This window comes from Pseudoalteromonas sp. 2CM39R, from assembly GCF_023161845.1.
In genome coordinates this window covers 508,654-529,127 of sequence record NZ_JALNTM010000003.1, presented here as the reverse complement: position 1 = coordinate 529,127, position 20,474 = coordinate 508,654, and the positions used below count along the sequence as shown (strand labels likewise).

Here is a 20,474-nt window from a genome sequence, read left to right as displayed (position 1 = left end):
ATGAGTTTTTTTAATAGCCAATTATTTAAAGATGTACAGTCGCAGCACATATTTAGCGACTGTAAAACGTTTGCTGATGCAACCGCGCGTGTTGATTGGCAAAGTGCCTGTATACAGTATGAGCAAATAGCACCCCTTGATAAAACTCAATTAAGAGACTTTGTTGATGCGCATTTTATAACAACGCCTTTATTAACAATGAAAGCGGCTGCAAATACCACCAGTGTAAAAGGCTACATAAACTCACTGTGGAGCGGCCTTCGACGTGAAGCCGATACACCCAAAGCTAATTCTTTACTCGCTTTAAAGCACAGCTATATTGTACCTGGTGGACGTTTTCAAGAAATTTATTATTGGGATAGTTATTTTACTGCGCTGGGTTTAATTGATGCAGATAAAAGTGATGTAGTAGAAGACATGCTACAGAATTTTATAGATTTAATTAATGATTACGGCTGTATTCCCAATGGTAACCGCAGTTATTATTTATCGCGTTCACAACCGCCTATTTTAGCGCTGATGGTTGATCTTTTATGGCAGCACACTCACAGTAAAACACATAATTTAGCTTGGCTTAGATTGTGTGTTGAAGCTTTAAGAAAAGAGCACGCATTTTGGATGCAAGGAGCAGATACACTCGATGATGCGCAAACAAGTGTAAAACGCGTGGTAACAATGCCATGTGGTGGGGTATTAAATCGCTATTGGGATGATGAGGCGGCTCCTCGCGCAGAGTCATTAAGAGAAGACTTAGCGCTTGCATCAGGGTTTAGTGATGATAAAAAACCTGAGTTTTATCGTAATATTCGTGCCGCATGCGAGTCTGGCTGGGATTTTAGCTCGCGCTGGTTAGCCGAGCCAAATTTATTAAGCTCAATTCAAACAACAGATATTGTACCTATAGATCTAAATTGCCTACTGTACAATTTAGAAAATCAGCTTAGTGAATGTTTTAAATTGCTTGGCAATGAGCAACAATCACAAACGTACAGCAACTATGCTGTAAAAAGAAAGTCGCTTATTAATCAATATCTTTGGAGTAGTGAGCAGAGCTTTTTTGTTGACTATAATCATAAGCTATCTAGCCAGTCTGTCATTTTAAGTGCAGCGGCAAGTACCGCGCTTTTTGTTAATTTAGCCTCGCAACAGCAAGCTGAACTGGTTGCAAACGTATTGAGCGAGCAGTTTTTAAAAGCAAGCGGCATTGTAACCACTGTTGTTGATACTCCACAGCAATGGGACAGCCCGAATGGCTGGGCTCCATTGCAATGGTTTGCGGTAAAAGGCTTGCGTAATTATGGTATTGAACAATTAGCTACACGCATAATGAAAAACTGGCTAACAATGGTAGAACAAGACTTTATTGAAAATAAATGCTTGCTCGAAAAATATAACGTATGCACACCGCAAAAAAAAGCCAGCGGGGGGGAATATCAAGTACAACAAGGATTTGGTTGGACTAACGGTGTAACATCGCGCTTTTATATGCTTACTAAAGGTTGATTTGCCTTAACTGCTTTACAGAGTAATCCACTACTAAGGTATACCAAAAGAGCATTGTGTTTTGTAGTTAATTTAGGTAATGTGACATAAACGTTTCAAGGATGAATTTTATGTTAAATAAGAAGTGTGCATTTATCAAAACAACGTTTAAATCTTCTGCTTATGCAGCTAGCTACACTACTGTTTTAAATACGTTAAATGTATTGTTTAAAGATATTAAAATGGATGATGCGCTTCCTAAAATTGGGCAACGAGATAATGTTGAGTTGTTCCTCATCGATGGTGCTGATAAAGATTGGCACTCATTGATTCCTGCCGAATTAATTTGTTTAGCTAAGCAACATAAGGTGATTTTATTTAATGTTGAATCAAGTGCTGTATGTGAGAAAAACTTATTATTAAACCACTTCAATGGTGTTTTTTATAGCTCAGATGCTGCAGAGGATATTTTTAAAGCGCTTGTAAGAATAACCGATGGCGAGCTATGGTTTACTCGTAAAGTGATTTCTGGTGCATTCAAAGATATATTAAATGCAGCCTCATCTCACAATTTATTGCACGACGACATAGTACTTAGTAAATCGGATTACGAAAACTTAACTAAACGCGAAAAATCGGTAATTCAATTAATAGCGCAGGGTGCGAGTAACGATAAAATAGCGAACAAACTCAATATTAGTGATCACACAGTGAAAACCCACCTTTATAGTGCGTTTAAAAAGACTCAATCGCGTAACCGTATAGAGCTTGCAAATTGGGCACAGCGCTATATTTCGGTATTACTTCCATTAGATAATTAAATGAAAAGGCTATATGTATAGCCTTTTATTTTTTAAGCTTGTTTTTTAGCCCAAAGTCCTCGATCTATGCCTTTAGTAATTAAATCAGTAAGCGCTTTTTCTATGGCTTGTGTCACGCAAATACTCATAGGTTCGTTATCACTAAATCCAGCTTCGGCTTCGGCTAAACGTTTGTAACTAACATATCTAAAGAAGCCTGCTCGCATTTCTTGGCTCAATACTTTTTTGCTGGTGGCTACTGATAACAGTACTTGCCCAGTTCTTACATCGACTGCGCGCAAATAAATTGAGATTGCATCTTCACGATATAGCTCAGAGGCACCAATACCAAAGTATTCCATCCCTAATCCGCCAGTTTTTACATTGGTATCGTAGCTAATAATGCCACCTTCTAAAATAATTTTAGCGGTGGTTAATGGCGGTAGCTCGCCTTGACTAGGGTTAGTCGCTTGTGCCGCTCTAATAATTTTTCGTTCAGTCAAAATATTTTGCAAACCCTCACGTTCAACCGGCGTAAACCAGTCAGACTCATGTAATGCTTGCACTAGAATAGAGTTTGCACCTTGAGTGACGGCCGTTGAAAACGAGCTAACATTAGTCTGTGGTTTATATTGACCGGTTTGATCGCGAAATGAATAAACCGAAACTGGAATGCTACCCGCAGGTTTAGGTAAGCTTTTTAAATCAGAAAAAACATCTGTTGGCTCTAACGTTACCGCACTTTGTTTTGATGGAGGAATTAAATTACCCATAGTAGAGCAACCACTAAGAGAAAGAGCGATTGTTATTATAATTACTTTATACATTATCCAAACCTCGGAACTTCAATGATCACCACAGAGTCATCAATTATGTTTGTTATTTTTACAGTGATTGTGTCGGTTGTGCTGGTGATGACTTCTATTTGATAATCACCACTCATAAATATAGAGTCTTGGTTAAAAATACTGTCTTCAATATTTTCGCCAAAGGCCATATCTGTTATTTCTCTAACCATACGGTTTAAGTATGTTCGCTCTAATGAGTCTTGAAATTGCTCAGCGTATCCTTTTTCGACAACCGGTGCTCTATGTTTATTTTGTGCTTGTGCCTTACTAAGTAACATATTGGCATTGAGTGGATTACCGCCAAAGCTCGGGTTAATAGGGGTATAAATAATTTCAGTAGCGGAGACTGAAAAGCTTAAAGTTGTTATTATTGTTAATGCTATTTTTTTCATTTTTACCATCCATTTAATGCCATATCAGGAGAGGAGACTTTCATATTGGAACGCGCCATGGCGTCTATAACTGTGTAAACAGCTTGTTCTACACGTTCATCAAGTGGCTCTAGTCTTCGCCCTAAGTATGTTGCATAAACAACTTGATTATTCATTATTAAGGTTAATTTCGTACCTGCTTTTGGAATGACGGTTTCTTTAATCTCTATATTAAAGCCAGCGGTAGAGGGGAGATCTCGCCAGTAATTAGAAAATTCGTAATAAAACTGATGACCAAAGCGACTAATACTACGATCGAGCAATAAACCATCTATCTCTAGGTCATCAGCAGCCGTTACCACTGGTGAACAAAAGAGTAAAACGGCAAGTAAGTAGGTGTGTTTTGTTTTTATCATAAAGAAAAAAGGGAGAGTCAATCTCCCTCTCATTTATCAATTACATTTGTGTAATTGTTGTTGTATTGCCATCACCCAATTGAGTAACAGAAACAGTGCTATTAAAACCAATAACAGCGCCTTCAACAATATTATCATTACCAGTTTGAGTAACATTAAATGCTACATTTTCACCACCGAGTAAAAATGCTGAATCATCAGTTCCAATAACCCAGTTTCCAATACCTTCTTGTGAAATATCAACGCTATGACCATTTCCTTCAACCATCATATCCACAAGGTTGATGTCGCCATTTTGGGCAATATCAATTTGGTTTGAGTTACTATCTAAGATACCAGCAAGAGTTACGATTGCCTCGTTCTGATTACCAGTTTGGTTAATATCGATATCATTATTGTTAGATGTTAATGCCATATTCGGGTAAGAAGACTGAACTAAAATTGCATTCTCATCACCGGCTTGAGTTAGATTAACGTCATTGTCTGAGCCATTAAAGTTAGCTAAATGCGCTGAATTTAAATTTCCCATTTGATTAATATCAAATTCGTTATTTGAGCCTAATACACCCATGTATGCTTCGTTAGATGCACCATTTTGGTTTGCTTTTAACTCATTATTGTCACCAATAAGTTCTGCAGTAACCATGTTCTCAGTATCAACTTGGGTAATTTCAACTTCATTACCTTGGCCTTCGAACAAAGCCGAATCGGCTACGTTATCAGTACCTTCTTGGTCGATATCAATGCTGTTTTCACTGCCGACTACATCAGTGAAGGCAACCGCATTTGTATTGCCTTCTTGCTCAACGAGAATTTCATTAACATCACCTGAAATATTATTAAAAGTGACCGCATTTCTGTCACCTTCTTGCACAACATCAATTTCGTTATCATTGCCTTGTAGCGAAGTAACTTTAAATGTGTTCCAGAAGCCTGCTTGGCTAAGGTATATTAAATTATCATCACCGGTTAGCATTGATACTTCGGCTTCACTCCATTCACCGCTTTGAAAAGCAGTAATTTCATTGGCATTGCCTTGCATGTCCATGTTGTAAAACCAATGTCCACCAGAGCCTTGCTCTACTTCAACGTAGTTATCATCGCCAGTTACAATATTAATAGCTTCGTTGTTAACTAAAAAGCCTTGACCGTTTTGGCTAACGTAAACATTATTATTATTACCTGTAACCTCTGTTAATGCGCCATTTGCAGTACCATCTTGAAAATAGGCTTGATCGTTATTGTCGCCAACGGTCGTTACTTTAGTGTAATTGCCAAACTGTAATTGGGTGACTTCATTTGTATTGTTTTCACCAACGGTTTCTACAATCATGGTGTTACTGTCACCGTCTTGCATGAGCACCGCAGTATTATTGTTAAGGACTTGCTCTAAAGTAATTGAGTTTGAATCGCTTTGAATTGAAACTTGTGCGCTTAAAGGTGAGGTCGATACATTTTTATCTGCCGTGTTGGCGTGAACAGCAAAGCTTGATCCCATTGCGATTGCAATAGCACAGCTAAGAATTGACTTATTTAGTCTCATTATTATTCTCCTTGAAATACAAAATTAAACACCTTGATTATTTATTGAGTTTTAATAAGGTGTTTGTCGTTACAGCATGCCGTGCTGTGATAATGTGTGATTAACTTTTTTATTCTTAAACGTAAGGTGCGTTTTAATTATGAAAGTAGAAACCGGCTTTTTGTACTTAATAAGTAAATTTACCGTTACCTAATTCATAACTGCTCAATCACTGTATTCTTCAATGAACTTATTTTGAATCATCTTTTTTAATGGTATTTAAAGTGCTTTATTTTCAATGCCTTGAAGTGTTATTTTGGGGTTGAATTAAATTTACAGTAAAATCTAGTAAAAAATAATGGGTTAATGGCATGTTAAAGTTTATGGGTTTTGCTCATTAAAATGGATGTTTTTTATGTTTTTATCGCTATATTTCTAGTTAAAAATGATGGTTTTGTACCTTGTTTTGCTTTTTTTACTTGAGTTAGTCGTTATTTAGCCGTTTTCTTAAAGCTTGCCACGTGATTTCTTAAATTCTTAGACGTAAATTTTCTACTTAGTAAAGCTAAGTTAACTTAATTACGGATAAAACGATGAAAACAAAATTATCTATTATTACACTTGCACTTTTACCTTGTTTAGCTGCAGCTAAATTACCTGATGCTAACAGTACAACTCAAAAAGTAACCGCGAGCAGTGACTCGATTATTGTTAAATATAAAAAGAATGCTTCGCCAGAAATGCGGAAGCAAGCCCGCTCTTTAGTTAAAGCAAAAATATCTGATTTAAACAGCGATGAAGTTGATGATAACTTCACTTCGTTATTTTCTGGTCGTCTTGCTAAATTTAAAGTATCTGGAATGAGTGCTAAAGAAGCTATTGAGCGCTTAAAATCTCATCAAGCCATTGAGTATGTTGAGCCTGACTATCGTGTGAGCATTGCAGCAACACCAAACGATCCTCGCTTTGAAGATTTATGGGGCTTAAATAATGAAGGCCAAACTGATGGCACTGCTGATGCTGATATTGATGCACCAGAAGCATGGTCAATTTCAACTGGTAGCCGTGATGTTGTTGTGGGTGTTATTGATACCGGTGTAGATTATAGTCATCCTGATTTAGCTGCGAATGTGTGGGTAAATAGCGGTGAAATTGCTGGCGATGGTATCGATAATGATGGTAACGGTTATGTTGATGACGTGCACGGTATTAACGCGATTACCGATGCTGGCGACCCAATGGATGACGAAGGCCACGGTACACATGTATCAGGTACAATTGGTGCCAGTGGTAACAATGGTGTGGGAATTGTAGGTGTAAACCATGATGTATCTATTGCAGGTTGTAAGTTTTTAGCTGCAGATGGTACAGGTTCTACATCTGGCGCTATTAAATGTATTGACTACATGGTAGGCCTTAAAAACTCAGGTGTTAACCTTCGTGTATTAAACAATAGCTGGGGCGGTGGTGGTTATAGCCAAGCACTTGCTGATGCGATTACTGCCAGTGAAGAAGCTGATATTTTATTTGTAGCTGCTGCTGGTAATGATGCTGTAGACAACGATGTAAACCCTCATTACCCATCTAATTATGAAAATGATAATGTATTATCTATTGCAAGCACAGATAGTCGCGACAATATGTCTGGTTTTTCACAATGGGGTTTAACCAGTGTTGATATGGGCGCGCCAGGTAGTGCGATTTTATCAACCATTCCTGGTGGCGGCTATGCAAGTTACTCTGGTACATCAATGGCAACGCCACATGTAGCCGGTGCTGCTGCACTTGTACTGTCAGTTAATCCTGATTTAACAACACTAGAGCTTAAAGAATTACTTATGTCTAGTGGTGATGCTAATGCGGCATTAAATGGTAAAACGGTTGCAGGTACACGCCTAAATATAAACCAAGCACTGATTGATGCTGATCCAACTCCTGGGTTTAAATTATCTGTATCGCCTGTTTCTCAGCAAGCAACTGTAGGTGATACAGTCACTTATACCTTTACGATTGGTTCAATTGCACAATGGGATGGCGACGTTTCACTGGCTTTGGCTGCTGATCTTGCTGATGCATCACTAAGCGCAACTACTGCTCGTCCAGGCGATGAAGTTGTACTTACAGTGGCAACTAATAGCGAAACTCAGTGGGGGAATTATGACTTTACTGTAACCGCGACAACAGACGAGCAAGTTAAAGAGCAAACAGTAAGCTTAATGTTGCAACCTGCTGGTTTGAACGACTTTACTTACACTAGTGATGAAAGTGTTGCGATTCCAGATAATTCTCCGGAAGGTGCAAGCTCTGTCATAACAGTAGCCGATGATTTAACTATTTTTGGTACCACTGCTGATGTAGACATTTCGCATACTTGGTCTGGCGATTTAGTACTTACACTTATTTCAGCGCAAGGTAATGAAGTAACATTGCAAAGCAATGAAGGCGGTAGTCAAGATGATATTGTTAAAGCATTTACCTCAAGTGCATTTAACGGTGAAGTTGCAACAGGTGATTGGACACTTCATGTTGAAGATACTGCAGGCTCAGATACCGGCACTATAAATGGTTGGTCACTTACATTTAGTGCTATAGGTGAAGTAAGCCCTCAACCGCCTCGCGCTGGTTTTGATGTTGATACGCAAGGCTTAACAGCAACATTTGTAGATACAAGTCGTGATGCAAATGATGATATTTCACAGTGGAGCTGGGACTTTGGTGACGGTGCAACTTCAACTGATGCAAACCCTGTTCATGCCTACGCTGAATCAGGTAGTTATGAAGTTGAACTAACTGTAACAGATAGTGAAAACAACTCAGATACATTCACACAAACAGTTGTTGTGAGTGATGTTGAAATTGAGTTGAGTCTAAAACGCGCTAATAAGTCACGTCTTGATACTATGCGTGTAGAGTTAAACTGGGAAGAAGTGGGTGCTGAGTCACTTAGCTTATACCGAAATGGTGAACTAGTAGGCACCGTATCAGACAATGGTCGTTATCGTGACTACGTTCGTAACGCAACATTACCTGCATACGACTATCAGTTATGTGTATCTGAAAACGTATGTTCGAATATTATTACGGTTTCATTTAATTAAATAAAACATACATTCCTAATGTAAACCAAGCCCAGTTTTCTGGGCTTTTTTATGCTCGATTGATAAGTGTCATTTATTTGAGCTTAGTATATGAATGGATTTTTATACGTATAAATAACTAGTCTTATATTATTAATTAGTTAATTAATGCTTTTTTTGTTCATTAATTACACTTTATTTACTTGATATTTACTTTGTTCATGCTAGTTTCATAAATGGAAACTGACAATAGCATTTCTTAACACACTAAGCGGAGGAGCAAATGAGCTCACGGAAAATAATAAAAAATGCCTTCAAATTAAGTGCCTTATCTCTAAGTGCATTTAGTTTAAATGTATACGCATCAACTGATTGCAGTACATTAACGGCATGGGAGTTAGGGCAAACTCATACAGCAGGAAGCCAAGTTAAGGCACAAAATAATGCCTATGAAGCCAAGTGGTGGACACAAGCCAATCCTTTGGAGAATGCAGGTCAATATCAAGACTGGTTACTTTTGGATGTATGTGACAGCGCTGTCAATGATAATCAATCGCCTATAATTACTGAGATAACACCTGGGAATGGTTCTTTATTTAACGATAAAGACAGCGTTGTCATTTTGGCGCAAGCAACTGATTCAGATGGCTCGGTTGCAGGTGTGGAGTTTTTTATAGACGGTACTTCCATTGCGGTTGATAACACTGCGCCGTTTAGTGTTAACTGGCAAGCTATTGCGGGCGAACATCAAATTAGTGCTGTAGCAACAGACGATAAAGGCGCGAACTCTGCTGAAGTTGTTAATACGATAAGTGTAAGTGATTCAGTGATTGTTGACCCTGTTAATCAAGCACCAGTTGCCGCTATTTCATTTAGCACGCTACCGGATCAACTAGTTGTTGGTTCGCAGGTGGTGTTTGCACTTTCTGGAACTGATAGTGATGGCCAAGTAACGGCTCTGAGCTTTGCAGCAAACGGGGTGGATGTTCATCAATCAAGCTCACCAGCGAGCAGTTTTGCATGGCAAGCAACGGCACTTGGTCAGGCAACTTTCACCCTAACGGTGACAGATAACGACGGTGCAACAGCGCAAGTAACAAAAGTATTAACGGTTGTTGATGAAAATACCGGCCCAGTTACGGGCACTGACTGTCGTCCCCAAGGTTTATATCAAACTCCCGGTGTAAACACGCCTTACTGTACGATTTATGACGCTGATGGCCGTGAGATCATGGGCCCAGATCATCCACGCCGTGTAATTGGATACTTTACTAGCTGGCGTAATGGCGCTAATGGTCAACCCAGTTATTTAGTGAACGATATTCCGTGGGATAAAATCACCCACATCAACTATGCATTTGCCCATGTTGATGCAAACAACAAAGTATCTATTGGCGATCCTACTTCAGTAAATAATCCTGCTACTAATATGGAATGGCCGGGCGTAGTTGGCGCTGAAATGGACCCAGAGTTTAACTACAAAGGTCACTTTAACCTGTTAAACAAATACAAAAAACAACACCCAGATGTAAAAACACTCATATCTGTAGGTGGTTGGGCTGAAACCGGCGGTTACTTTGATGAAACAGGCCGTGTTGCGAGCGGTGGTTTTTACACCATGACCACCAATGCTGATGGTTCAGTTAACCATGCAGGTATCAATGCATTTGCACAAAGTGCAGTTGAGTTTATCGAAAAATATGGCTTTGATGGTGTTGATATTGATTACGAATATCCATCATCAATGAATGACTCAGGCCACCCTGATGACTTCCCAATTTCTAATGCACGTCGTGGTGGTTTAAATGCCTCATACCAAGTGCTAATGAAAAAAGTACGTGAAGAGCTAGACCGTGCAGGTGAAGCTGCGGGTAAGCATTATTTACTCACGATTGCATCGCCTTCTTCAGGTTATTTACTGCGCGGTATGGAAACCTTCCAAGCGGTTCAATATCTCGATTATGTAAATATCATGTCTTATGACTTACATGGCGCATGGAACTCGCACGTAGGTCACAACGCGGCATTATTTGATACTGGGTTAGACTCAGAGCTTGCGCAATGGAATGTATACGGCACCAAAGAGTTTGAAGGCATTGGGTATTTAAATACTGATTGGGCAGTGCGTTACTTCCGTGGTGCGATGTCAGCGGGTCGAATCAATATTGGTTTACCTTATTACACCCGTGGCTTTAAAGATGTATCAGGCGGAACAAACGGTTTATGGGGCCAAGCGGCGCTACCAAATCAAGCTGATTGCGCTAAAGGTACCGGCGTAGGTGAGAAAAACAAATGCGGTAATGGTGCGTTAGGCATTGATAACCTTTGGCATGATAAGAACGATGCAGGCCAAGAAATGCCAGCTGGTTCAAACCCATTATGGCATGTTAAAAACCTTGAAAACGGTATTGTAGGCTCGTATTTAGGCGTGTATGGCTTAACACCTGATACAGACGCTGATGACCGCTTAACAGGTACTTATACTCGTCACTATGACAGCGTTGCCGTAGCCCCTTGGTTATGGAACGCTGATAAAAAAGTATTCCTTTCAATTGAAGATGAAGAGTCAATGGCAACAAAAGTTGATTACGTTATCAACAATGGTCTTGGCGGTATTATGTTCTGGGAGCTGGCAGGTGACTTTGACTACGATTCAGCCAAAGGCGAGTACTTCATGGGTTCTACGTTAACTTCATTAGCATACGACAAGTTTAATCAAAGCGGTGTTGCATATGATGTGCATGGCGGAAATCCAAACTTCACAGTGCCTGCTGAAGCAGTAGATGTCACATTTACAGCAAAAGACTTCCCAATTGGTGATGATAATTACCCAATCAGCCCAACGTTTGCATTTACTAATAACTCAAGTCTTGATTTAAGTGGTGCAAAAATCTCATTTGATGTGCCGGTATCAACTTCCGCTATTTTTAAATCTAACTGGAATGCACAAGAAAAACTGGGCATGGCTGTAGAAGTAAATGGCTCGAACGCAGCCGGTAACAACATTGGTGGTTATGAGAACGAGTTTCACCGTTTCTCAATCACATTAAACAATGAGTGGGGTGGTCAGCCAAAAGACTTTAGCGCTGGTGCAACTGTGAATGCGCAAGTTATGTACTACATGCCAATTACAGGGCCTAGTAACTTTACCATTGAAAAAGATGGCAAAACTTACGCATTCAAAGCTGAATACCCAATGCTACCAGATGCAACACCAGGTGATGATACGGGCAATCCGGATAACGGAGGAGGTGATCCTGTAGGTATGTGTGAAGGAGTTGATATAGCCACGATACCTGCTTATCCAAACTTTCCTCAAACTGACTGGGCGGGCAACCCAAGCCATGCTGCTGGCGGCGATCTAATGGTGCATAACAATGCAGTGTACAAAGCCAAATGGTGGACAACCTCTGAGCCGGGTGTAACAGCTGATTGGATCTTAAGTTGTAGCCTGTAATTTACAAAACAATGAGGGGTAAGCCTGAGCTTGCCCCATGTATTGAGTCTTATAAAGGATAAAATAATGGCATCAATTAAACTTAACACGATTACGCTATCTGCAATTACCAGTGGTTTACTACTCAGTACACTAGCACCGCAAGTGCAAGCACATGGTTATATGGATAGCCCTAAAGCGCGCCAAGCAATTTGTCAGGTTGATGGCGGGTACTGGTGGCCTGAAGACGGCACAAATATTCCTAACCTTGCGTGTCGAGCCGCATATTTAGAATCGGGCACGGTGCAGTTTGTACAAGCGATTGAATTTTCGGTTAATACTCCTGACTATTTAAATCAAACTGCAGTTGAGGCCAATGTACCAAACGGCACTTTATGTGCTGGTGGCGATACAGCCAAACGGGGTATGGATTTACCATCACCACATTGGCAGCGCAGCGATGTAGTGCCCAATGCCAATGGTGATATTCAAATACGTTACCTTGCATCAACCCCGCACAACCCAAGCTTTTGGCAGTTTTACATTACCAAGCCAAGCTTCAATAGCGCAACTGACGTACTAACTTGGCAAGACTTACAGCTAGTGCAAGAGCACGACAACATTGAGGTTGTTAAAGACCCTGATGGTAAACGCTACTACGAAATGAGTGTTGCAATTCCGCAAGACCGTAGCGGCGAGGCCATTTTATATAGCCGTTGGCAACGTAATGATGTGGTTGGTGAAGGCTTTTATAACTGTAGCGACATCAACATAGTAAATGACGCAGGCCCGACTGATCCAAATTCGTGGACTAGCGTCGGTTATTTTGTTCGCCAAGGGCAAAATGCCATTGCAGGCGGCATCGTATGGGCGCGATTATTTGACGAAACAGGCCAAGAGGTAATCAACCAACAGCTTAAAATCAATGCCGACAATCAAGCAAATTGGCAACAAGCATTGGCTGAACAACTTAACCTTGATTACGCGCATTTAGTGCAAATTGGGGTGCAAAACCAAGCGGGCGACATTACGTTTGATGCAACCGACGTACTGATAAACCAAGTGTATAGCAGCGATGCAAATTATACCTATGCCTTGAGTGTGCAAGGTGCGCCAACAAACACCGCACCCATTGTACACACCCCAGATAACCTAGTAGTTGATGAAAACACCACAACAGCAATTCATCTGCATGCCTTTGATGATGAGCAAAGTGAGCTAACTTACAGCTGGACAGTACCTACACCGCTAAGCTTTACAGGCTCTGGTGCCAACATCAACTTAACCACTGCAGAGGTATCAGCAAACACCGATTACACCATTGCAGTATCTGTATCGGATGGTCAATTAAGTACCCAAACCAGTTTTAGTGTCACGGTTAACGATGTACCTGTGGTCGATCCGGTTGACCCTGTTGATCCAACAGTACCTGAATGGGACAGCACTCAGATCTATCAAGCAAACGATAAAGCCCGTTTTGCTAACGTGATTTACACCGCTAAATGGTGGAACAAAGGCCAACAACCAGATACCTCAGCGGCATGGGAATCAGCCTCGAAAGCTGACACAGCAGCCACTTGGAATACCAGCAAAGCCTACCAAGCTGGCGCAGAAGTAACGTATCAAGGACAGCGCTATCGCGCTAAATGGTGGACTCAGGGCGATACGCCAGGGCAAGCCAATGTATGGACCAAACTTTAATAAAGCCTAAGTTTTGCAGTTCAAACTTATTAAATAATTACATAAATAATGGATAAGAGAGACCTATGAATATCAAACAACTAAGCGCAGCCATCGGTGTTGCTTTATTTGCAAGCACAGCATCTGCTGCACCGTCTACACCAAGCATTAATTGGGAACCACAGCAATATTCGTTTGTTGAGGTAGATCTTGAGGGAAACGGCTCTTATAAGCAGCTAGTTACCCGTGTTGAACAAGTTAATATCAACATTCAGTGGAGTGCATGGAGTGGTGATGGTGGCGATAGCTACAAAGTCTATTTTGATGACATGCTAGTCAATGAGGGCACGCTTGCTGCTGGTTCTAAAAGTGGCACTATCACATTCCCTTATGATAAAGCGGGCCGCCATACAATGTATGTTGAGCTATGTGAAGGTGGCACAACGTGTGCTCGCAGTGCAGGCAAACCAATTGTAATTGCTGACACCGACGGCGGACACCTAGCACCATTACCCATGGATGTTGACCCAAATAACCGTGACATTGGTATCAAACAAGGTTTAGTTACAGGCGCTTACTTTGTGGAGTGGGGAATTTATGGCCGTGATTATGATGTAACGAATATGCCAGCACAAAATCTGAGTCATATTTTGTATGGCTTTATTCCAATTTGTGGTGAAAACGCATCGTTATCGGGTGGTCCTAAACGTGCACTTGAAACCGCTTGTGCCGGCTCTGCAGATTACGAAGTGGTTATTCACGACCCATGGGCAGCAGTACAAAAAGCACTGCCAGGGGTTGATGCAAAAGATCCTATCCGTGGTACTTACTCTCAGCTAATGGCGCTTAAACAGCGTTACCCAGATATTAAAATTTTACCATCTGTAGGTGGTTGGACGTTATCAGACCCATTCGGTGGCTTTACCAATAAAGCTAACCGCGACATCTTTGTTGCCTCAATGGAAGAATTTTTAAGAACATGGAAATTCTATGATGGTGTAGATATTGACTGGGAATTCCCAGGTGGTGACGGCCCCAACCCAGACATTGGCGATCCAATCAACGATGGCCCAGCCTATGTGGCGCTAATGCAAGAGCTACGCGCTATGCTTGATAAACTAGAAGCAGAAACAGGTCGTACTTACGAGTTAACCTCAGCCATTGGTGCAGGTTACGATAAAATTGAAGATGTAGACTACCAAGCCGCAAGCCAATACATGGATTATATTTTTGCCATGACCTATGACTTTTATGGCGCATGGAGTAACGTAACCGGTCACCAAACAGCACTTTACTGTGGCGAACATATGAGTGCTGGTCAATGTAATGGTACCGGGCTTGATGATAATGGTGAACCTCGTAAAGGCCCTGCTTATACCACCGATAATGCAGTGCAGCTGTTACTTGCGCAAAATGTACCATCGAAAAAAATCGTCGTCGGCACGGCTATGTATGGCCGTGGTTGGGAAGGTGTTTACCCGCAAAATGCAGCGATTGATGGTAACCCAATGACTGCCCCTGGTAATGGCCCGTTAAAAGGCTCTACGGCACAAGGCGTATGGGAAGATGGGGTTATTGATTACAAGGGCGTTAAAGCCAATATGATTGGTGCTGCGGGCACCGGTATTAATGGTTTTGAAGTGGGTTATGATGAGCAAGCACAAGCCGCTTATGTATGGAATCGTGCAACCGGTAAACTAATTACTTATGATAGCCGTAAGTCAGTACTGGCGAAGGGAGCGTATGTTAATCAGTATAATTTAGGTGGTTTATTTGCATGGGAAATAGATGCGGATAATGGTGATATTCTTAATGCTATGCATGATGGTTTAGGAGGAGTAGTTGCTCCGCCAACAAATAAAAAGCCAGTTGTTTCTGTGTCTTCATCAGTGTCTGTTAATTCAGGCGAGAGTATTACAGTAACAGCTTCTGCAACTGATGCAGATAACGATCCACTTAGCTTTAGCTGGAATGCTGATAGCGCACTGGTGGTATCTGGACAAAATAGTGCATCATTAGTCATTACAGCGCCAACAGTGACTGCAGATACACAGTATGTGGCAACTGTTGCGGTATCAGATGGTCAAGCAACTGTTAATCGTGATGTTGTTGTTAATGTTATTGCGCCAACATCAGGAGGCGAAAACACAGCACCGAGCGTTGATGCTATCGCTAATATCAGCGTTGAAGAGGGCGCATCAGCAAGTGTAGCTGTAGTGGCTAATGATGCTCAAAACGACGCCCTTTCGTATACGTGGACAGTACCAGCAGGCTTAACATTAGTGGGCAGTGATGCAAATGTAACTATTGAGGCTGGCGCTGTAGATACCGATACAGACTTCACAGTGTCTGTTGCAGTCAGTGATGGCGCATTAACCACAACGCAAAGCTTTAGCGTAACAGTTATAAACGTTGATACTACAAATCCACCTACAGGAAGCTGGGATGCGAGTGTTGCATACGTTGGTGGTGATGTCGTTACTTATAACGGCGTTGAATATAAAGCAAAGTGGTGGACTCAAGGCGAGCGTCCTGATTTAGGTGGTGCATGGGAAGCAACAACACAACCTACAGATGGTACGGGTGTCGCAGTTTGGCAGCCAACGGCTATTTATAACAGTGGTGATGAAGTTTCTTATCAAGGTAATAAGTACCAAGCTAAATGGTGGACTCAAGGGAACGAACCTGGCTCAACCGATGTATGGTTAGCACTTTAATTTTAACCTGAGAATTTGGGTTTTAAAAAATCATGTAAATTACAAAAGCAGCTTTCGAGCTGCTTTTTTTTGTTAACGACTATTACGAGGGATTAAAACAACGCTTTAGAGCTAATTATTAAGCCGTTTACATCAGCATATACCCAATCACCGGTATTAATTGTGGTGTTTAACATATTAACCGGGTGATCTTTAGCACCTAAACCGCGCTTAGTGGTGCAGCGCGGTGTTGCGCCTAGCGCCATTACAGGTAAATCAAGTGTGGCAAGAATTTCAATATCGCGACAGCAACCATTAATAATTATGCCCTGCCAGCCATTTTTTAGTGCGCGCTCTGCAATCATATCGCCAATAAAGGCAAAACGTTTACTGGCAAAACCATCAACAATCAATACTTTTCCCTCACCGTTTTCATGCAGTATGTTACCAGCAAATGAGTTGTCGTCAGGGCAGGTGACGGTCACTACTTGACCATAAAAGTGAGTTTTATTACCAAAGTGTTGCAAGCCACTGTCAGCAACTTGCACATGGTCGCGATGTTCATCGTATAAATCGGGCGTAGTAAACGGTGTCATTGAGGGCATCCTTGTTTTTTGGCAAAGCCATGTAGGGCAAAGGTAGTAAATTTAAAGTAGTAATAATGTTTATCGTAGGCTAATTAATCACTCAGGTGTAGCTATTATTGCAAATTGGCTTATAGATTTTAGTCGCAATATAAGTACTTTTAACGTTTTTTAATGCTGTTTTTATGAGTAACTTAAGCTTTTACTTAGTTTTATTTTTTCGAATAAATTACATTTTGTAAGCGCATTAGCCAAACGTCTCATTGTTGCGTGTTTTTTCATATGCTACGTTCAATTGTTATTTTAAATTTTGGGCTGCAATACTGTGCCCTATACACACATACAAAAAGAGAAGCGTGCTTTATGATCATCTTTTTTATTTGCCTGACTATTTTAATATTAGGCTATAAGTTTTATAGCCCGTTTGTTGAAAAACAAGCGGGTATGGACTCGACAGTAGACACACCACAGAAGCGTTTTAGCGAAGGTGTTGACTATGTTGCTATTCACCCTGTTCGTGCATTTTTAATTCAGTTTTTGAATATTGCAGGAGTAGGCCCCATATTTGGTCCTATACTTGGCGCCTTGTATGGCCCAGTAGCGCTGGTTTGGATTGTACTTGGTAACGTTTTAGGTGGAGCTGTACACGACTTTTTCTCTGGCGTAATGAGTATTAAAGAAGACGGTAAAAGTTTACCTGAAATTGCAGGCCATTATTACAACGTAGTATTTAAAGGCTTTATGCTTATATTTACTGCTATGTTGTTATTCTTTGTTGGTGTAGTGTTTATTATGAGCCCTGCAGGATTATTGAGTAACTTAGATGCATTTGAAGGCACCATTTTTGCTAGTAATACATTTTGGGTTCTCGCTATTTTAGCTTACTACTTTTTAGCCACGTTATTACCAATCGATAAAATCATCACTAAGTTTTACCCTATTTTTGGCTTGTTAATGATTGTAATGACAGTTGCTATTGCAGTCTCACTGTTAATCAACGCACCCCATTTACCAGTAGCTGGCGACTTTTTAGCGTATTTTGAAGCCGATCATGCTCACGACTTTTTAGCCCCAAACCCTGATGGACTGCCTACTTGGCCGTTGCTATTTATCACCATTACTTGTGGTGCCATTAGTGGTTTTCACTCAACGCAAGCACCTATTATTGCTCGTTGTTTAACTAACGAAAAATATGTACGCCCGGTTTATTATGGCGCGATGATGTGCGAAGGTATTGTAGGTTGTGTGTGGGCGCTTGCTGGTATTGCTGCCTTCCCAGAAGGTTATGCGGGTTTAAAATCGATGCTTGATTTAGGCGGTCCAGGCTTAGTGGTTAACCATATTGCAAACAGCTACTTAGGTGTATTTGGTGGTATTATGGCTATTATTGCTGTTGCTGTTTTCCCTATCACCTCAGGTGATACGGCGTTCCGCTCACTGCGCCTAACAATGGTGGATGCGTTTAGTATTCCGCAAAGTTTACGTAATCGTTTGTTGTTAGCGTTGCCAATTTTAACCATTGCTTACTTTATGACTAAGCTCGACTTCTCTGTTATTTGGCGCTACTTCGCGTTTTCAAATATGCTGCTTTCTACCAGTGTTTTATGGCTTGCTACTAAGTATTTATTTGACCGTGGTACATTCCACTGGATTGCTAGTATACCTGCTGTAATTGCTTCAGCTGTGACCCTGTCATACATAATGACTGCGGCAATAGGATTAAACTTATCAAGTGATTTAGGTAAACCAATTGGTGTAGCGGTTGCTGTTGTAGGCTTCATTGTATTGGCTTTTGTGCATTCAAAACATAAAGTGCGTCCAGCTTAAAACTACATAGTTATTAATGCAAAAAGCGAGCTTTATTTAAGCTCGCTTTTTTATGCTTGAACAAGTAGTAATTTAGTTAATAGATTTATCAACTTTCTGATCACCAACCACTTATGTTGACTATCTACCGCTAAAAAGTCGCTTGTTCGAAGTAGCTGATATCATCTAGGGTTTTACTAATAATCATTGCCCCTTCTAATAAGCTGACTGTTTGTATTGCCGCCCGAGCAGGATTAAGCTCTCCATTTATTTGATGTGCTTGAGTTAACCAGGCTAAGTTTTTATTAAAAAACCGCTGAACTTCAACCCGCACTTTATCGGGTAGGCTGTCGCTTTCTGCACCGAGTAAGCCACATAAACACATCTTTTTGTCTATCACGAGCGCATTTCTAAATAACTGAGTGTAAATATCGATGGGATTTTTACCGTTTGCTTTATGTACATTCGGATCGCCAAGTACTGCAATAAAGGCATCGGTGTATTGATGCGCGAGTTCAGCGCCTAAATCAGCTTTCGTTGGAAAGTGATAATGCACACTGGCACTTTTTATACCAATCTCAGTAGCAAGTTCTCTAAAGCTAAAGTTGCTATAACCACCCAGTCGCACTTTATTTTCTGCGGCTTGTAGCAGGGCTGCTTTTTTACTCATTTTGATATTTCCTTGCTGTTATCTGGAAAAATTATCAACCAGTAGGTAGTTATTTTCAAGCTCTTTTGTTTTTAGTTTGCAAATATTTAGCGCTTGCTATAAATTACCTATCAGTAGGTAGTTTTTGTTTGCCAATATAAACCAAAGTTGTCGTGAAAAATATAAGAGAGCATTATGAAAATTTATGACGTAGAAAATTACCCAAACCCATTGCAGGCTCGTATTGCACTTGCTGAAAAAAAGCCGACTGATAAAGAAAGTTTGTTGCTGTCGATTTATTAAATGGGGAATACTGCAGTGAGGCATTTTTGGCAAAAAAACCTTAGCCAAGTATTGGCGTTTAGTTATAAATTAATAATTTGGAGTCAAATATGAAAATTGCTGCCGACTTTAGTCAACGTGTGGTGGTGCATAGTGAGTCACTTGAGTGGATAGCTTCGCCCATGCCGGGTGTTGATAGACGTCCACTTGACAGAGTGGGCGACGAGGTTGCTCGTGCCACTAGCATTGTACGTTATGCGCCAAACAGCCACTTTAGCCCACATACACATACCGGCGGTGAAGAGTTTTTAGTACTTGATGGGGTATTTCAAGATGAGCATGGTGACTTTCCAAAAGGTACCTATATTCGTAATCCTCCACAATCAAAGCATACTCCTGGCTCAAAAGACGGTTGTATTATTTTTGTAAAACTATGGCAGTTTCAGCCAGAAGATCGCCAGCACGTGTGTATTCACACACAGCAGATGCAAGGGCAGAAAACCCCCGAGTTTAATGACCTAAATGTCATTTTGTTATATCAAGATACGTATGAAACAGTGAGTATTGTACAGTTTAATGCTAATCAATCTTTAACGCTCACGGTGAGTGGTGGCGCTGAGTTGTTGGTTTTGGATGGCACTTTACAAGAACATAACGACACACTTGAAAAACACAGCTGGCTTAGAGTGCCTGTTAATAGCCAAATAAACGCCACCGCGGGTAACAATGGCGCAAGAGTATGGATAAAAACCGGCTATTTAAACGATGTAAAAAACCAAGTTAATCGGTTAAAAAAACATAATTAACTCAAAAAATAAATCTGCA

General features: G+C 40.7%; 14 protein-coding genes and 1 pseudogene. 9 read left to right on the top strand and 6 right to left on the bottom strand.

Annotation, left to right across the window (positions count from 1 at the left end; all coding sequences use genetic code 11):
• Entirely contained in the window at positions 1-1,503 is a 1,503-nt protein-coding gene (treF, locus tag MTF66_RS09615; RefSeq protein WP_138621748.1) for an alpha,alpha-trehalase TreF, read from the top strand.
• Positions 1,504-1,613: 110 nt separating this feature from the next.
• On the top strand, positions 1,614-2,303 hold the full coding sequence (locus MTF66_RS09610) for a LuxR C-terminal-related transcriptional regulator (RefSeq protein ID WP_010389322.1): 690 nt from the start codon (positions 1,614-1,616) through the stop codon (positions 2,301-2,303).
• Positions 2,304-2,335: 32 nt separating this feature from the next.
• On the opposite strand, the gene MTF66_RS09605 is transcribed toward MTF66_RS09610, so the two are convergent.
• Genes MTF66_RS09605 through MTF66_RS09590 form a run of 4 tightly spaced genes read right to left on the bottom strand, consistent with a single transcriptional unit; the run spans position 2,336 to position 5,460 of the window.
• Complete coding sequence (locus MTF66_RS09605) at positions 2,336-3,109, bottom strand: CsgG/HfaB family protein (RefSeq protein WP_010389319.1); 774 nt, start codon at positions 3,107-3,109, stop codon at positions 2,336-2,338.
• Complete coding sequence (locus MTF66_RS09600; RefSeq protein WP_010389317.1) at positions 3,109-3,531, bottom strand: curli assembly protein CsgF; 423 nt, start codon at positions 3,529-3,531, stop codon at positions 3,109-3,111. The genes MTF66_RS09605 and MTF66_RS09600 overlap by 1 nt, the downstream gene beginning before the upstream one ends.
• The gene (locus tag MTF66_RS09595; RefSeq protein ID WP_010389316.1) at positions 3,525-3,917 is read right to left on the bottom strand and encodes a curli production assembly/transport protein CsgE; all 393 of its coding nucleotides are present in this window, start codon (positions 3,915-3,917) and stop codon (positions 3,525-3,527) included. Before MTF66_RS09595 ends, MTF66_RS09600 begins: the two co-directional genes overlap by 7 nt.
• 40 nt (positions 3,918-3,957) lie before the next feature.
• Positions 3,958-5,460: a curlin gene (locus MTF66_RS09590; RefSeq protein WP_010389315.1), complete on the bottom strand. Its 1,503-nt coding sequence runs from the start codon at positions 5,458-5,460 to the stop codon at positions 3,958-3,960.
• Between the two features lie 572 nt (positions 5,461-6,032).
• Between MTF66_RS09590 and MTF66_RS09585 the strand changes: the two genes are divergently transcribed.
• The 4 genes from MTF66_RS09585 to MTF66_RS09570 all read left to right on the top strand — a co-directional run bounded on the left by MTF66_RS09585 (position 6,033) and on the right by MTF66_RS09570 (position 16,349).
• A complete protein-coding gene (locus MTF66_RS09585) occupies positions 6,033-8,537 on the top strand; it encodes a S8 family serine peptidase (RefSeq protein WP_248527108.1) in 2,505 nt (834 codons plus the stop codon).
• 262 nt (positions 8,538-8,799) lie between these two features.
• Positions 8,800-11,973, top strand: a complete 3,174-nt coding sequence (locus MTF66_RS09580) for a glycosyl hydrolase family 18 protein (RefSeq protein WP_138621752.1) — start codon at positions 8,800-8,802, stop codon at positions 11,971-11,973.
• A 66-nt stretch (positions 11,974-12,039) separates the two neighbouring features.
• A complete protein-coding gene (locus tag MTF66_RS09575) occupies positions 12,040-13,653 on the top strand; it encodes a lytic polysaccharide monooxygenase (protein WP_248527107.1) in 1,614 nt (537 codons plus the stop codon).
• A 65-nt stretch (positions 13,654-13,718) separates the two neighbouring features.
• A complete protein-coding gene (locus MTF66_RS09570; RefSeq protein WP_138621756.1) occupies positions 13,719-16,349 on the top strand; it encodes a glycosyl hydrolase family 18 protein in 2,631 nt (876 codons plus the stop codon).
• A 92-nt stretch (positions 16,350-16,441) separates the two neighbouring features.
• Here the strand turns inward: MTF66_RS09570 and MTF66_RS09565 are convergent, their stop codons facing one another.
• Positions 16,442-16,924 (bottom strand): putative 4-hydroxy-4-methyl-2-oxoglutarate aldolase, encoded by a 483-nt coding sequence (locus tag MTF66_RS09565; protein WP_010389309.1) that lies wholly within the window; start codon positions 16,922-16,924, stop codon positions 16,442-16,444.
• A 351-nt stretch (positions 16,925-17,275) separates the two neighbouring features.
• On the opposite strand from MTF66_RS09565, the gene MTF66_RS09560 reads away from it, so the two are divergent.
• The gene (locus MTF66_RS09560) at positions 17,276-18,739 is read left to right on the top strand and encodes a carbon starvation protein A (RefSeq protein WP_010389308.1); all 1,464 of its coding nucleotides are present in this window, start codon (positions 17,276-17,278) and stop codon (positions 18,737-18,739) included.
• Between the two features lie 130 nt (positions 18,740-18,869).
• Here the strand turns inward: MTF66_RS09560 and MTF66_RS09555 are convergent, their stop codons facing one another.
• A complete protein-coding gene (locus MTF66_RS09555) occupies positions 18,870-19,388 on the bottom strand; it encodes a TetR/AcrR family transcriptional regulator (RefSeq protein ID WP_010389306.1) in 519 nt (172 codons plus the stop codon).
• A 174-nt stretch (positions 19,389-19,562) separates the two neighbouring features.
• Between MTF66_RS09555 and MTF66_RS09550 the strand changes: the two are divergent.
• Positions 19,563-19,711: pseudogene (locus tag MTF66_RS09550) on the top strand (glutathione S-transferase); the annotation flags it as partial.
• A 48-nt stretch (positions 19,712-19,759) separates the two neighbouring features.
• On the top strand, positions 19,760-20,455 hold the full coding sequence (locus MTF66_RS09545; protein WP_138621758.1) for a cupin domain-containing protein: 696 nt from the start codon (positions 19,760-19,762) through the stop codon (positions 20,453-20,455).
• Positions 20,456-20,474 lie beyond the last annotated feature (19 nt).